Here is a 14,249-nt window from a genome sequence, read left to right as displayed (position 1 = left end):
GGTTTGATGACTGTCAGTTGCCGTTTTCGAGCGGGGAGCGGATCAGGTCGTACGATCCGTAGCCCTCCTCGGACTCGTCCTTGGCGATGACGCCGTCGTCCAGGAGCTGATTCTTGAGGCGGTTCCACCAGTCGCGGGCGCCCTTCTTGTTGACCCGCATCCACAGGTCGTTGAGCTCCTTGGGCTCGAAGTTGTCTTTGCCTTCGCGCACCCAGGAATCCATGCGCGCAAAGATGGCGGCCTTGGTGTCCTCGGGGGAGAGCTTCTCCTCGTCGGCCACCGCGCCGGGGAGCTGGAAGACCGGGGCGTCGTCGGCCGGCGCCTCGATCTCGGTCTCGACGCTGAGGTGGTCGTACGCGCCGGGCTCGGGGTCGGCGGCCAGGATCTGCCGCAGTTCCTCGTCCAAGTCCTCGGTCTCCTTCGCGAGCAGGTCCGGGTCGATCTCCACGTCCTCGTCCTCCTCGTACTCGTCGTCGGCGTCGTACTCGGAGGCCGGGTCCGCCGCCGGGGCGGCGGGGGCGGCCGGCTGCTGGGGGAAGGCGCCGGATCCGTCGGCGTCGCCCTCCAGGAGCGGGGTGGTGTAGAAGGTGCGGTTGGTCCACAGCGCGCCGAACGCCTCAGCGGTCGTGGCGTCCATGGGCGTGCGCACGTTCATGCCCGCGGTGACGGCGGCCGCCAGGGTGGGGCGGTCGGCGTTGTAGGTGCGGGCGGTGACCGCCCAGCGGTCTTCGGCGATGCCCATCCCGGCCGCGTACAGGTATCCGGGCTTCCTGTTCGCCCAGCCGGGGAAGGCGCCGGCGTCGATCGCCTCGGGCGGCAGGACGTACTGGGCTTCCGCGCCGTCGGACAGGCCGTAGGCCATACCGGCGGGGTGGTTGGAGCGCGCCGTGGTGTCCATCTGGTCGTGCGTGGCGCGCTGGATGGAGGAGAGGAACCAGCCGCCGGTGGAGCGCAGGGTGCGCAGCACCTTGCCGTACGCCTCGCCGTCGGCGAAGTCGGCGGCCTCCTCACCGATGATCAGCAGGAAGTTGAGGCCGCAGCCCGGCTTCCACTTGGCCAGGCCCTTGGCCGCGAGGTACTCGCCGCGGGCCTTGATGACCGTGTGCATCTGCTTGAAGAACCGGCGGGCGTCCTTCTCGTTGGTGATCACCATGTCGGCGGCGTGCCGGACGTGCCCGTAGTCCTGCATAAATTTCGAGCAGTTGATGACGATGACGGACACCTCGGTGCGGGTGGCGGCCTCGGTCACGATGATCGAGTTGCCGACCGTCTTGCCCGCGCCGTTGACGCCCTGGGCGACGCAGTGCTCAACGTTCTGGCCGCCCTCGACTTCCTGCGGGTCGTTGAGGATGCCGGGCAGGTTGAGCTTGAGCGTCTCGCCGTCCTCGTACCGTCCGAGGTTGATCGGCATGTCTCCGAACCCGGCGCCGAACGCCGACGGGCCGGGCCAGGCGAAGCCCTCCTTGAGGAGGTCGGCCACCTGGACGCGCATGGTGATCAGCGAGGCGTCGTCGTCGTCGACGGTGTGGGTGATGCGGCCCTGCCCGAGCTTGAGCGCGGAGGTCATGGCGGGGATACGGCGGGCGAACTCGTCCGCCGTCGCCCCGTCCTTCGCCTCGATCTTGGCGACGACCGTGCCCTTGCCGTTGGACTTGGCCTCCTGGAGCTCGTGCTTGGCCAGTCCGATCTCGGACTCCAGCTTGGCCCACTTGCCGTCGGCCTTCTCGCCCGAGCCCTTCTTGTACAGCGCCGACCAGAGGTGGTTGGCGATGCACAGGCCGGACCCGGCGAGCATCCAGGCGCCCATCGTGGCGCCGGACTCCAGGCCCACCACGGTGCCCAGGGTGACCCCGGCCGTGGTGGTGACGGCGTTGACCTGGTGGAGGTAGCGGACGTCCTTGTCGCGCTTGGCCTTGTGGTCCATGTGGTTGATGAACTTGGCCAGGGCCGCGCCGGTGCCGGCCAGACCGAGCGCGGCGAGCGCCAGGGAGGCCGGGGTGGTGGCGAGCAGCACGTGGGCGGTCTCAGCGACGATGCAGCCGCCGATGTTGATGCCCCACGGCCCGCCGTAGGTGACCCATGCCTTCCTCGAGGACTCCTGCTCCTCTTCGGTACGGGTGTCGATCTTCTTCGCTCGTGCGGAGATACGGCGAGCCATCACGCTGCCCTTCCGGCCTCGCCCGGACGCCCGGCGGCGCCCTTGGGCTTGTCACCGATGGAGAATCCGGGCTTCTTCGAGCCCTTGCCCTCGCGCGCCTTCCGCTCAGCCTCGATCTCGGGCTGGATGAAGTGCTTGACGAAGGAGGCGTACATCTTCACGCCGCTCAGCCCGAGGACCTTCGCGGCCGACGCACCGCCCTTGAGGTGGGCGGACACGAGCTTCGCGCGGATCTTGGACTGCGCGCCGAAGGTCCACCACTTGCCCTTGTACTGGGCGAGGATGGCGCCGACCATGTCCGCGTCCATGCCGATCCGCATGTGGAGCTCCAGGCCGATCGCCCGCAGGATCCGGGCGTACTGGTAGAGGTCGCGGTCGCTCGTGAACTCGATCTTCTCCAGCTGCTTGATGAGCTCCGAGAGGTTCGAGCCGAGCTTCTCGCCGCTGTCGCTGTCGCTCATGTCGGGGTGGGTTCCTTCCAGGTCGGGGGTCGTGCGGGCGGGTCGGGGGCTGTCACCTCCCCGCGGGCCCGCACCTCGCGGTGCGGAGCCACGGGCAAGCGGCAGGAGTCACTTGCTGGCGGCGTCGTTGTTGGCGTTGGAGATCGCCGTGCCGATGCCGTGGCCCATGCCGTCGATCGCCCCGGCGAGCGGGGACGTGGCGAGGGCGTAGCCGCAGACGAGCGCGGCGATCAGGACGCCCGCTCGCATGTCGGAGCGCCAGAACAGCCAGGTGGCGCCACCGGCGAGCAGGAAGAGGGGCAGTGCAATCACGAGGTCCTCCAGGGACGGGGAGTCGGGGAAGTGCTCTCCAGCCGCGAGGGCCGAACCGAGCTGAGGGGCGGGTGCTCCTTCGCTCTCCACCGCCACCGGGCCGCGGGGCGGGCCGGTGGCGACTGGGCAACGCAGGAAGCGCGGCGTGCGGGTCAGCGGGCCAGGAGGACCGCGATGACGATCAACGGGCTGGCCATGCCGAGCAGGTAGAGGAACCTCATGTCTCCTACTTCCAGAAGCAGTTGAGGGACCGGGCAGCGGGGCGAGCCCGGTCCGCGGTCACTTCCCGCCGCGGGCCCGGCGCAGGGCCTCTTCGATGATCGGGTCGGTGGGGTCGTCGTTCTGTGCGACGCTGAGGGAGTTCAACAGGGCCTCCATGCAGGTCCTCGACAGCCCCGGGGGTCCGATCCCTGGGGTTGTCGTCGTTTCGGGCGCGGGCGGGATGCCCGGCTCCGAGCGGCGCGTGGGCCGCAGTGCCCCGGACCGGACTCGAACCGGTCGTCGTGCTCCAACGGGGCTCCGCGATCTTCGCCCTTTGTCACCGCGCGTTCGGATCGCCTGTCGCCCGCGAGGGCGGCAAGGGAAAAGGTGCTTCGGGTGCTGTCTGCGCGGCAGGGCTGGCTTGTCGCTGTTGCCTGTCCCGCATTTCGCCTGCGGGCGGGCGGTCCGCATCCCCTGCGGACCGGGCCGGTTCAACCAGAGGACTCACCTGGTGACACCCCTCCGCAGATCTCTTGCTCGGGAGTGCCGGCTAGTCGTAGCGCCGGATGTTCGCTGATTCAGTTGAGAAGGAACGGCCACTCCGGGGATCCACACCCCACCGAGGTGGGGGCTTCGCCCAGGGCGTCTCGTGCTGGCGGGGACCGTGTCCGGCTCCCTCATCCGGCGCCGCCCGCAGGGGCGGTTCCGGGTGGGGGAGCCGGGTCCGAAGACCCGGCGGGTGGTGCGGAGTTCAGGCCGCGATCGGCAGGGCCGCCGCGGCGGCCGGCCTCGTGATGCGCATCTGCGCGGCGTAGGGGAGGAGCACGTCGACCAGGCGTTCGCGCACCAGCTCGGTGGCGGTCGGGTCGGTGGCGGCGATGTCGCGGGCGGCGAGCATGCGGTTCTCGCGGGCCTCGATCGCGGCGAGGGCGGCGGTGATGTCCAGGCCGTCCAGTCGCTCGTGGGGCAGGGGGCCGGCGGCGTACATCTCCAGTGGCGTGCCGAAGGCGATGTCCGCGTCGATGTCGGCGAAGTCGGGGAGCGGAACCTCGACGGCCTCCAGGAGGGCGAGGGTCTCCGCGTCGAAGGTCTCGGTGGCGAGGCTGGCAGCGGGGCGGCGAGTGGTGTTCATGGGGTGGTGCTCCCTTCGAGTGCCGGGCTGTGTGATCCCGAGAAGTGGCAGGTGGGGGCTTTTGCCGACCGCCTCACCCTGTCGACATACATAACTTAGCAGATACAGTCGGGGGCGTGTCAAGTGCTTGGTTGAGGAAGCTATGGAAGCTAGCTAAGACGAGGGGGTCGACCTACGATGTCGCTCATGAGCAACGAGGCCGTGCAGCCGTACCAGCGAATCGTTCAGGATGTCCGCGACAAGATCCGCTCCGGCCGCTGGACCGCCGGGACGAAACTGCCGAGCACACGCGAGCTGGCGGAGGAGTACGGCGTCGCGGCCGGCACCGTCCAGCGGGCCCTGACGGAGCTGCGCACGGCGGGGCTCATCTACTCCCACCAAGGACGCGGCAGCTTCATCACGGAGACCGCTTCCGAGTCCAGTGAAGACTCGACTGCCCGCGCCCTCAAGGTCCTTGAGGAGCAGGTCGCCGACCTCGCCGCACGCCTCGAACGGATCGAGAAGGGCCGAAGCGACTGACGCCCTTTCCCACGTCCCGTTGCGCATGTTCGTCCCTCCTTGGCCGGTCCAACTTCGTTAGCAAAGTTGTAGGCCCAGCCCGGGAGCGAGTTCTAGATCGGACGTGTATCCAGCCGCTGGATACACCGAGTGGAGACATGGAGGGATCACCAAGTGGGGCAGCAGCCGAACGTGCTGACGCCGGAGCAGTCGCCTCTGCACCGCTTCGGATACACGCTTCGAGAGCTCCGAAAGGTCCGCGGCATGTCCCTCCGGGAGCTGGCCGCGAAGTCCTTCATGTCGCACTCCAAGCTGCAGAAATGGGAGAACGCCAGCCGCCCCCCGAAGGACCGGGCGGAAGTCGAGCTGATCGATTCCCTGCTCCGGGCCGGCGGTGTGCTGGTCGACCTCTGGGAGCGGATCGCCCCGGGTGTATCCGCTCGGGCCTCTGTATCCGTTTCTGCTCCCCATGTATCCGAAGCGTCGATCGGGCTGGCCACAGCGGGCATCGAGCGGGCAGCGTCTGATCATGAGGGGATCTTTGTCCCCGCTCGTCTACGGGATGGATCGGTGGTATTCGTGGCGCTCGATCGACGCGACTTGCTGCGTGGTGGGGTGGGCATCGGCGCTGCGGCCGCATTCGGCGCGGGCACGCCGGCGGTCGCGGACTCCGAGGTTGTTCAGGGCCTGAAGCAGCCCCCACGGCTGGCGGCCGCGTACAGCGGAACGCCCATCGAGCACTTCAGGCAGGCACGCCGACTGCTGATCGACAACGACAACCTGCTGGGGCCGCGGCACGCCATCGCGGCGGTGCGCGAGCACATCGAGAAGATCAAGACGCTGCGCCAGGACACCAAGGGCGCCGACCGTCAGGACCTGATGGAACTCCAGACGCAGTACGCGGAGTTCGCCTCCTGGCTCTACCAGGACATGGGTGATTTCAGCAGCGCTGAGTTCTGGCTCGACAGGGCGTTCCAGTGGAGTCACACCGTCGGCGACGGTGACCTGACCTCCTACGTCATGGCCCGCAAGGCGCAGCTCGCCGGGGAGAAGCGAGACTTGGTCGACGTCGTCGACCTGGCCGAAGCGGCGCAGCGGATGGCGCGGCCCCGGAGCCGCCTCGCGGCCGTCGCCCGGACCTACGAGTCGTACGGCCACGCTCTCCGGGGCGAGTCCAGCGACAGCGAGCGCGCGATCGACGACGTCCGCAACGCCCTTGATCGCGTCTCCAGCGACACCACCCCATGGGGAGTGTGGCTGAACGAGCAGTACCTCGATGTGCACCGCGCGCAGGGCCTGGAGGTGCTGGGGAAGCACGCCCAGGCCGCGGAGGTCTTCACCAACGCCATCAAGGCCCTGCCTGCGGGCTACCACCGGGATCGGGGTGTCTACCTGGCCCGCGCCGCAGTCGCCCACGCTGGCGCCGGCTCACCGGAGGAGGCCGCCGCCGTCGGCCTCCAGGCGCTGGCCGTCGCGAGGGACACCGGCTCCGGCCGAATCATGCGCGAGCTGGTCAACCTCGACAGGACGCTGGTCCCGTGGCAGCGCCAGCCGGAGGTGTCCGCCTTCCGTGAGAACTTCGACGCCGTCCTTGCCCACGAGTCCTGAGAGAAACGGATCACTGACCCCCATGACCACACGCCCGTACGTCATCCTCTCCGCTGCCATGTCGGTCGACGGCTACCTGGACGACGCCAGCCCCGAGCGGCTGCGCCTGTCCAACGCGGCCGACTTCGACCGCGTCGACCAGGTCCGCGCGGAGTCCGACGCCATCCTGATCGGCGCGACGACCATGCGGAAGGACAACCCGCGCCTCCTGGTCAACAGCGAGGAACGCAGGGATCAGCGCGTCGCGGAGGGCAAGCCGGCTTACCCGCTCAAGGTCACGGTCACCCGGACCGGGGACCTGTCCGCCGACCTCAACTTCTGGCACCACGGCGACCAAAAGTTGGTCGTCACCGTCGACGCCGCGGTGGAGAAGGTGCGCGCCACGCTCGACGGCTTGGCCGACGTCGTCAGCGTCGGCCCGGAGCTCGACTGGGGCCTGGTCCTCGATGAGCTCGGGCGCCGTGGAGTCGGTCGGCTCATGGTGGAGGGCGGCGGCACGATCCACACCCAGCTCATGGCCGCGGACCTCGCCGACGAGGTGCATCTCGCCATCGCGCCCCTGCTGGTGGGTCAGCCGGAGGCGGCCCGCTTCCTGGGCGCCGCCGACTACCCCGGCGGATCGACGGCCCGGATGAAGGTGCTGGAGATCCGGGCGATCGACGACGTCGTCTTCGTCCGCTACTCCCCGAAGGAGCGCACCGCCTGATGTACGCCCCCGACCGAGCCCAGGACCTGCGCTGGATACAGCGTGCGATCGACCTCGCCGCGCTGTGCCCTCCGGCACCCGGCGCCTACTCGGTCGGAGCGGTCATCGTCGGCGAGGACGGCACCGAGCTGGCGTCCGGCTACTCCCGCGCGACCGGCCCCCGCGAGCACGCGGAGGAAGTCGCCCTCGCCCAACTCCCCCAGGACGACCCGCGCCTCGCGGGTGCGACGATCTACAGCTCGCTGGAGCCCTGCTCCCAGCGCAGCGCCTCCCGTACGCCCTGCGCGCGGCGGATCCTCGAGGCCGGCATCCCGCGCGTCGTCATCGCTTGGCGCGAGCCGAGCCTGTTCGTCGACGACTGCGTCGGCTACGAGCAGCTGGTGGAGGCCGGCGTGGTTGTGGTGGAGCTGCCCGATCGTGTATCTTTCGTAGTTGCAACGATCATGGAAGGGGTGGCTATGTCCGACTCGGACCGCTCGCAGCGGGTGGACGCTCTGCTGAACGGCCTGCCCGAGGCGCTGCCGTCTCCGCAGGTGCGCGCGAAGCTGCGCCTGGCGGCCGGCCTCACGCAGCAGGACGTCGCGGACGCCGTGGGCGTGAAGAGGGTCGCGGTCACGCGCTGGGAGTTGGGTCAGACCAGCCCCCGGCGTCCGCACCGCGAGAACTACCTGCGTCTCCTCAAGGGCCTCGCCGACCGCTTCCCCGAGGCCGCGAAAGCGGATGAGGGCACGCCGACGCCAGCCTCGGATTCAAGGGGGTCGGGGTGACGTAGCCGCCACCGGCCGCGCGGCCACCTTGCGGACGGACAATCCGCTTCGGCCAGCGCGGCCCTTCGCACCGACTGGGCGTGACACCTCAGTTCGGCTGCTCAGTTCCGGTTGACGCCGGTCCTGAGCTTCGGCTCATCGAGCCAGTTCACCTAGCAAAACCCCGCCTTCGACAAGGGCCACCAGCAGCACCCCGACCGTTGACGCGGTCGGCGCCCTACCCGCAAGACCCGGCCGTTTGACGACGGTCAAGTCCTGCACCTCAGCAACACCCGGCCGCTGATAACGGCCACGTCCCGCTGAGCCGCGGGGCCCCGTGAGGGGTCCTGCGGTTCACCAAGATCAAGAGGAGAGGAGAAATCTCCCCCCACCCGATCCAGGCCCGCCCTTTTCTCACGAAGGGGGCGGTCCCTGACTCATCCGCACACCTGGGGGTCGGTCCAGCCCGGAGGGCTCGGTCGGTCCAGCTATATGGAGAGCAGGTCGTTTCTCATAGTGCCCGAAGTGGTGTCCCCCTGTCAGCTTGACCCTGTCCGTTTCACCCCGGTTCAGGCGCGGCGGTCGTCCCGTGTGACGGGATCGGCGTACCGTTCGCCCTTCTTTTTCCGTTCCGTACCGGAAGTTGGATTTCCGGTAGGAAGCTACAAGAGCAGCAGTTTCGGGGTGGTCTCGCCGACCCCGGCCGCGACGTCGGTCGCCCGGCTCATGCACCCGTTCGCGGACGTCGTCCGCAACTCCGTCGACGGGACCGTCCGCGAGGGCGGCTTCCCGTGTGGCGGGACGCGATCCGAGATCGTTGCCCGCCGTGCGGGAGCGAGGGGGGCAATCGGGGCTCACCGGCCTCTGTCCACAGGGCTCGCGGTGCAGGGTCGTCGCGTGGATCAGGATTCGAGCGTTTCGGCTGCTCAGGGGGGTGTCCGCTTTGGCGTGTACACCGGCCCCATGCAGACGCAGAAGATCACGGCCGGTACGGCTTCCGGTGCCCTCGCCGGGGCGGTGGGCCGGTGAGCGCCGTGGCGGCACCGGCCGCGCTCCCGCGCCCCCGTACGTTCGTCGGCGAGGCTGCGCGCCGTCGGCTGCGGTCGGTCCCGGCGCAGGCCGGGCCGGTTGTGCCGCTGAGGGTCGGCAACCCGCTCCAGCTGACGAAGACGATGCGCACCCGGCTGCTCGCGGCGGTTCGCGCGCTGCTGGCGGACCCCGGCCTCAAGGGTGCGGACGACCCGGTGCGCCTGGCGGCCGTCGTGCTGATGGCGAAGGCCAAGGTGGCGACCGACTACAGCGCGCGGATCACCGCGACGGAGCTGGGCCGGTGGATCGGGCTGAAGAAGTCCCGGGTCGCGCACCACGTGGTGCCGGAGCTGCGTGAGCGCGGCGTGCTCGGCTCGAACGAGACGACGAACGCTGCCGGGTGGATGACGGGCCTGGAGTGCTGGGTGGTCCCGATGTACCGGGCGCAGCACGGCGGGGACCGTCGGCACGACCTCGCGCTGTCGAAGGTGGAGCTGATCGTGCTCCTGAAGCTGATCGAGGCGCTGTTCGCGCCGGGCTGGACGCACGAGGGCGGCCGGGTGACCCCGGCCGGGATGCTCGCGGACCGTACGGGGCGCGGGGCGGCGACCGACCGGCTCGGGCTGCTGCTGATGGTGCTGTCCTCGAACTCCAAGGGGTGGCTGCAGCTGTGCTCGGGCAGCGTGGACAGCGAGCGGGGCCGTCCGGCGGCGACGGCTGCCCGGCTGCTGGGCTGCTCGCCGGCGGGCGGGGCGAAGCTGCTCTCCCGGCTCCAGGAGCAGGACGTGCTGTCGGTCGACCGGCGCGAGACCGCGTCGGGGCTGAACGCGCGCAGCCGGGTCCGGCTGCTGCCGGTCGCCAAGGCGCACGGGATCGCCGTCCGGGAGGCCCGTGAGGCCGCCGACGCCGTGTTTTCAGACCTCGCCGTTACTGCATCCGGTGATCTTGAGGCGGCGGTGGAGGCTGTGCCCCCTGGGGTTACTGGGGTCCAGGGCGCCGGGGAGGGCCTGGAGGCCGATTCGGCAGACCGCGCCGATGCTGCACACCTTCACGCCTCTCACGCTTCTGTGGTTACTCCCGGTGGGTCTCTCTCGCTCTCTGGTGGTTTTTCCGGCGAAGGCCGTGGTGGGAACCACGGTCTGCCGGACCGCGCGTGCGTGCGCGAGGACGGCGGCCCGCTCCGCGGGGAGAAGCCGAAGAAGTCCCCGTCGATCAGCAGCGAGAAGCCCGGCCGCTGGCCGGTGGCCGATGGCCCGGTGCGGGTCGTGGACGGTGCGGGTCAGGGCAGGCAGCAGCGAGGGAGGGTCCCTCTGCCGCCGCAGGACCTGCGGGCCGTTCTGGCCCCGGTGGACCTGGTCTGGGCACGGCTGGACCGTGCGGCCGCCCGCCACCTGGTGGAGGCCGCTGCCCGCAGCGAGCTCAAGCGGGTGGAGGGCTTCGCGGGCCGTACGGACGCTGCGCAGGTGCTCGCCGACCGGCTCGTGCGGCGCCTGGACGAGCAGCTGCGCACCGGCGGTCCGATCACCGACCCGGTGGGCTGGCTGCTGGCCCGGGGCCTGCCCCAGCGGCAGCAGTGCGGCGACGCCCGGTGCGACGACCGGGTGCTGCTGGACTCCGGCCGGGACTGCCCGCGCTGCGAGGACCGGCAGGCCGACCGCCGCGCCCAGCGCCACGCGGTCGCGGCCGCCGTGGACGCCGCGATGCCCGACGCCTCCGAGGACGAGCGCCGCACGGCCGCCGACCGGCAGCTGCACGAGCGGGTGACCGCCCAGGGGTGGGCCCGCGAGCACGAGTGGGAGCAGGTCCGCGCCCGCCAGGCCGCCGCCAAGGCCCACCGCGCCGAAGCCGCGGCCGCGCAGCCGGCCGACGACGTTCCGGCCGTGCCGGTGGCCCCGGTCGCGATGCCCGCGCCGCGCCCGGCCGCCGTCGCCGCTCCGGAGCCGGAGTTCGCCGACGTCGACGACGACCAGGAGCTCGTCCTCGAGGACCTCACCCGCGAGCAGGTCCTGGACTGGCGCAACCGCGCCGCCGCCGACCACCAGATCGTCCACGACCACATCGACCGGTACGGCGAGCTGTCGGCGCAGCGCCTGTTCACCCGGGCGTTCGTTTCCCAGGTGCAGCGCCTGTCCGGTCTCGGGCACCTGGACCTCGGCTTCTCCACCTGGGGGCAGGCGTGAGCGGCGGCGAGACGTCCGGGGTCGACCTGGCCCGGGTCGCGCTGCGGGCCGCGATGGAGGCGGCCCGGAAGAACGGCGGCGGCCAGAAGGCGAAGCAGAGGCCGCGGGCCGTCACCACGGTGCGGCGTGACGGGCGCGAGCCGATGGGACTGGGGGCGGCGATCGGTGCGCTGGTCACCGAGCGGGCGTGGGAGCTCCCGGCCGCCGGCGCTTCGCTGCGGGAGCGGTGGGCGGCCATCGCCCCCGAGCTCGCCGGGCACGTCGCCGCCGTGTCGTACGACCCGGACTCCGGCCGGCTCACCGTGTGCCCGGAGTCGACGGCCTGGGCGACGAAGGCCCGCTTGGAGCAGACCCGGGTCGTCGCGGCCGCCAACAAGGCGGCGGGCCGCACCGTCGTGCGCGCCCTGCGGATCCTGCCGCCCGGCGCTGCCCTTGCGCCCGGCCCGGCCGCTGTCCCGGCAGACCCGGCCCCGGCCGCGCCCACCGGTTCGGCCAGGACGCGGGAGACGGCGTGCGAAGGCTACCGCCGCGCGCTCGCTGCGCACCAGGAGGTCGCGCCGCCGCGCCGGGTGGACCCGAGCATCGCGGCAGCGGTGGAGCGGCAGACCGCCGCGATGCGGGAGCTGTCCCGACGCGCGTTCCCCGAGACCGACGTCGCGGTGGAGGACGAGGCGCCGACCCCGTTCGACGCCACCCGGTCCGAGCGGCGCCGCCAGGCTGAGGTGTCCCGCGCGGCCGCGCTGCGCCGGGCCCGTGCCGAGAAGGCCGGCCGCCCGATGGCCGCTCCGCAGGCCCTGGAGAACACGGCATGACCGGCCGGACTGCAACGCGCACTGCAACACGCGGCTGCAACGCCGCCCGCGTTTCACCCCTGACCTGCGAGAACAGCCGTTGCGCCGCTTACCCGCCCGCGTGTTGCACTCCTGCCCGTTGCGCGATTCATGCGCGATTGAGTGCGCGAATCAATGCGCGATCGGGTATGCTGTCTATTGGAGGTGACCTCTGTGTCCACTGAGAACGAGCTGTTCAGCGCCGTCGATGCGCTGCTGGAGCAAGTCGCGCAGGACGACCTGCCGGACCCTGCGGAACGCAAGCGTCTGCGGGAGGCGGCGGGCCTGAGTCAGGCGCAGATCGCCACGGCGCTGGGCGCCCGCCGGGAAGCCGTGGGGAACTGGGAGATCGGCAAGAGCGAGCCGCGGCCGCCGAAGCGCGCCGCGTACGCCCGGCTCCTGGAGGGCCTCGCCGCCCGTTACCCGGCCCAGTCCGCCGACGCGCCCGCCCCTGCTCCGACTCCGGTGGTCCCGGAGGCGTTCACCGGCCCCACGGCCGTCCCCGCCCCGGCGGTCGAAGCGCCGGCGGCCCCGGCCCCGGCTGCTGCCGTACGTCCGGCGCCCGCCGTGAAGCCCGCCGCGTCGTCGCGGCGCCCGGGTGCGAAGAAGGCGGTGGCGAAGAAGACCACGGCGGCCGCGACGGCCGACGTCGACCCGCGCTTCGAGAACGGACCGCTCGCGGTCGTCGACTGCGAGGACGGGCAGGTGTCGGCGTACTGCGCCGGCGGCCTGGTCCTGGACGTGCCCGCCAAGACGATCCCCGCCCTGGTCGACTGGACGCTGACCGAGGGCCGCCTCGGTCAGGCCCGGCTGCACCGCAACGGGCGCGACGCCGACCCGATCCTCGTCCTCACTGCGGCCGCGCTGGAGCGGTTCGGCCTGCCCACCGCCCTGTCGGAGGAGGAGCGGCACGCGGGCCGCATCCCGGCCGGCCACAAGGTGGTCAAGCAGATCGAGCGCGCGGGCCTGCAGATGACCCAGCGGGGCTTCGGCCCATGGGCCCGGCTCTACCGCGACCCCGAAGGCTCCCGGCGGCGCTGCGTCCAGCTGTGCATCCTGCCCTGGCACGCCCTGGACGTCCGCGAGTGGGGACGGAAGGACGACCCGGAGCTCCTGCTGACGATGCACCCGGCCGACCTGGTCCAGTACCTCGGGCTGTACGCGGCCCGAGTGATGACGCCGCGCGGCTCCACCGCGACGACCGGCCTGGAGCTGATGACCGCGCTGCGCCCGCCCACCCGCGCGGAGAAGAACCCGGCGACCGGCGAGTTCGAGCGGGCCTACAACGAGGACGCGCTCACCCAGCTCTACCCCGTGGTGCCGTGCGAGGTCCCCGACGAACACCCGATCCTCAAGGGCCAGTTCGCCCGGCACCACATGCGCACCCCGGCAGAGATGCTGATGGAGGAGCCCTACGACTGGTGCCGGCCGCTGACCGATGAGGAGTGCGCCAACCCGTACCTGGTCGTGGTCGACCTCAACATGTCGTTCGCCGCAGCAGCGAACGGCCTCGCAGTCGGGCTGAATGGGCCGACGCACCTAAAAAACAACCCGGCGTTCGACCCGTCGCTGCCCGGCTCGTGGCTGGTCGACCTCTCCCACGTCGACCTGTCCCGCGCCCGGGTCAACAACCGCACGGTCGACGGCTCCCGGCTGCCGAGCCCGTTCACGCCGAAGGGCGACACCCCCGAGGGCCCGGCCTGGTACGCCACGCCCACCGTGCAGTATGCGGTGGAGCTCGGCTTCGACGTTGCGCCGATCGAGGCGTACGTCCGCACGCAGAACGGCCGCTACCTGGACTCCTGGTACAAGCGGCTGCGCGACGCGTACGTCGCCACGATGGCCGACATGGGCGTCACCACCGACCTCCAGGGCCAGGAGTTCCTCGAGGCGATGGCGCGGCGCAAGCAGGTCGACCCGGCGCTGGCGCTCCTGGAGACCGCGATCAAGGCGACGGCGAAGGGCGCGATCGGGAAGTTGAGGCAGCGCTCCCGGGGCCAGGTGCCGTACTACGAGCCGTACCCGGCGCTGGAGCGGGTGAACTGGCGCCCCGACATCCGGGCCGCCGTGCTCGCGAACCAGCGGGTGGGCCTGCACCGCAAGCTGATGAAGACGGCGGCCGCCGCCGACCTCTACCCGGTCGCGATCGGCACCGACGCCATCGTCTACCCCTCGCCCGGCCCGTCCCCGCTGGACGTCCTGCCGACCACGCCCGAGGGCAAGCCGGTACCCGGCGGCTTCCGGCTCGGGGTCTCGCCCGGGATGGTCAAGCACCAGGGCACCCAGACCGTCCTGTGGGCGGAGCAGCAGTTCGAGGAGCGCGGCGGCGTCTTCAACATCTCCAACCTCATCAAGACCGACCAGAGCGCCGGAGAAGGGGAGTAGACC

11 protein-coding genes and 1 pseudogene are annotated in these 14,249 nt (G+C 71.2%); 8 read left to right on the top strand and 4 right to left on the bottom strand.

The genetic code is table 11. From position 1 onward, the window contains the following. Nucleotides 1–13: 13 nt before the first annotated feature. From HEP81_RS40220 to HEP81_RS40205, 4 genes are all read right to left on the bottom strand, one after another. Complete coding sequence (locus HEP81_RS40220; protein ID WP_037663173.1) at nucleotides 14–2,158, bottom strand: hypothetical protein; 2,145 nt, start codon at nucleotides 2,156–2,158, stop codon at nucleotides 14–16. Next, entirely contained in the window at nucleotides 2,158–2,619 is a 462-nt protein-coding gene (locus HEP81_RS40215) for a hypothetical protein (protein WP_037663175.1), read from the bottom strand. Before HEP81_RS40215 ends, HEP81_RS40220 begins: the two co-directional genes overlap by 1 nt. 108 nt (nucleotides 2,620–2,727) lie before the next feature. Continuing rightward, nucleotides 2,728–2,931 (bottom strand): hypothetical protein, encoded by a 204-nt coding sequence (locus HEP81_RS40210; RefSeq protein ID WP_037663176.1) that lies wholly within the window; start codon nucleotides 2,929–2,931, stop codon nucleotides 2,728–2,730. A 952-nt stretch (nucleotides 2,932–3,883) separates the two neighbouring features. Then, entirely contained in the window at nucleotides 3,884–4,264 is a 381-nt protein-coding gene (locus HEP81_RS40205; protein WP_051850666.1) for a hypothetical protein, read from the bottom strand. A 186-nt stretch (nucleotides 4,265–4,450) separates the two neighbouring features. Between HEP81_RS40205 and HEP81_RS40200 the strand changes: the two genes are divergently transcribed. The 8 genes and pseudogenes from HEP81_RS40200 (at nucleotide 4,451) to tap (ending at nucleotide 14,246) form a co-directional block, all read left to right on the top strand. Next, complete coding sequence (locus tag HEP81_RS40200; RefSeq protein WP_157854658.1) at nucleotides 4,451–4,783, top strand: GntR family transcriptional regulator; 333 nt, start codon at nucleotides 4,451–4,453, stop codon at nucleotides 4,781–4,783. A 153-nt stretch (nucleotides 4,784–4,936) separates the two neighbouring features. Then, nucleotides 4,937–6,370 (top strand): helix-turn-helix domain-containing protein, encoded by a 1,434-nt coding sequence (locus HEP81_RS40195; RefSeq protein WP_037663181.1) that lies wholly within the window; start codon nucleotides 4,937–4,939, stop codon nucleotides 6,368–6,370. A 22-nt stretch (nucleotides 6,371–6,392) separates the two neighbouring features. Then, nucleotides 6,393–7,076: a RibD family protein gene (locus HEP81_RS40190; RefSeq protein ID WP_037663182.1), complete on the top strand. Its 684-nt coding sequence runs from the start codon at nucleotides 6,393–6,395 to the stop codon at nucleotides 7,074–7,076. Beyond that, a pseudogene (locus HEP81_RS40185) lies at nucleotides 7,076–7,492 on the top strand (cytidine/deoxycytidylate deaminase family protein); the annotation flags it as partial. The gene HEP81_RS40190 and the pseudogene HEP81_RS40185, both read left to right, overlap by 1 nt. Before the next feature lie 27 nt (nucleotides 7,493–7,519). After that, on the top strand, nucleotides 7,520–7,843 hold the full coding sequence (locus HEP81_RS40180) for a helix-turn-helix transcriptional regulator (RefSeq protein ID WP_338058785.1): 324 nt from the start codon (nucleotides 7,520–7,522) through the stop codon (nucleotides 7,841–7,843). 1,004 nt (nucleotides 7,844–8,847) lie between these two features. Further along, nucleotides 8,848–11,031: a hypothetical protein gene (locus HEP81_RS40175; RefSeq protein ID WP_051850763.1), complete on the top strand. Its 2,184-nt coding sequence runs from the start codon at nucleotides 8,848–8,850 to the stop codon at nucleotides 11,029–11,031. Continuing rightward, a complete protein-coding gene (locus HEP81_RS40170; RefSeq protein WP_051850764.1) occupies nucleotides 11,028–11,843 on the top strand; it encodes a DciA family protein in 816 nt (271 codons plus the stop codon). Before HEP81_RS40175 ends, HEP81_RS40170 begins: the two co-directional genes overlap by 4 nt. Before the next feature lie 192 nt (nucleotides 11,844–12,035). Continuing rightward, nucleotides 12,036–14,246 carry a telomere-associated protein Tap gene (gene tap, locus HEP81_RS40165; protein WP_037664294.1) on the top strand — a complete coding sequence of 737 codons (2,211 nt, stop codon included), beginning with the start codon at nucleotides 12,036–12,038 and terminating at the stop codon, nucleotides 14,244–14,246. Nucleotides 14,247–14,249 lie beyond the last annotated feature (3 nt).

This window comes from Streptomyces griseofuscus, from assembly GCF_014673495.1.
Taxonomy (GTDB): domain Bacteria; phylum Actinomycetota; class Actinomycetes; order Streptomycetales; family Streptomycetaceae; genus Streptomyces; species Streptomyces murinus.
Note: the sequence above shows the minus strand (reverse complement) of the source record. Positions and strands in the feature narration are given on the sequence as shown.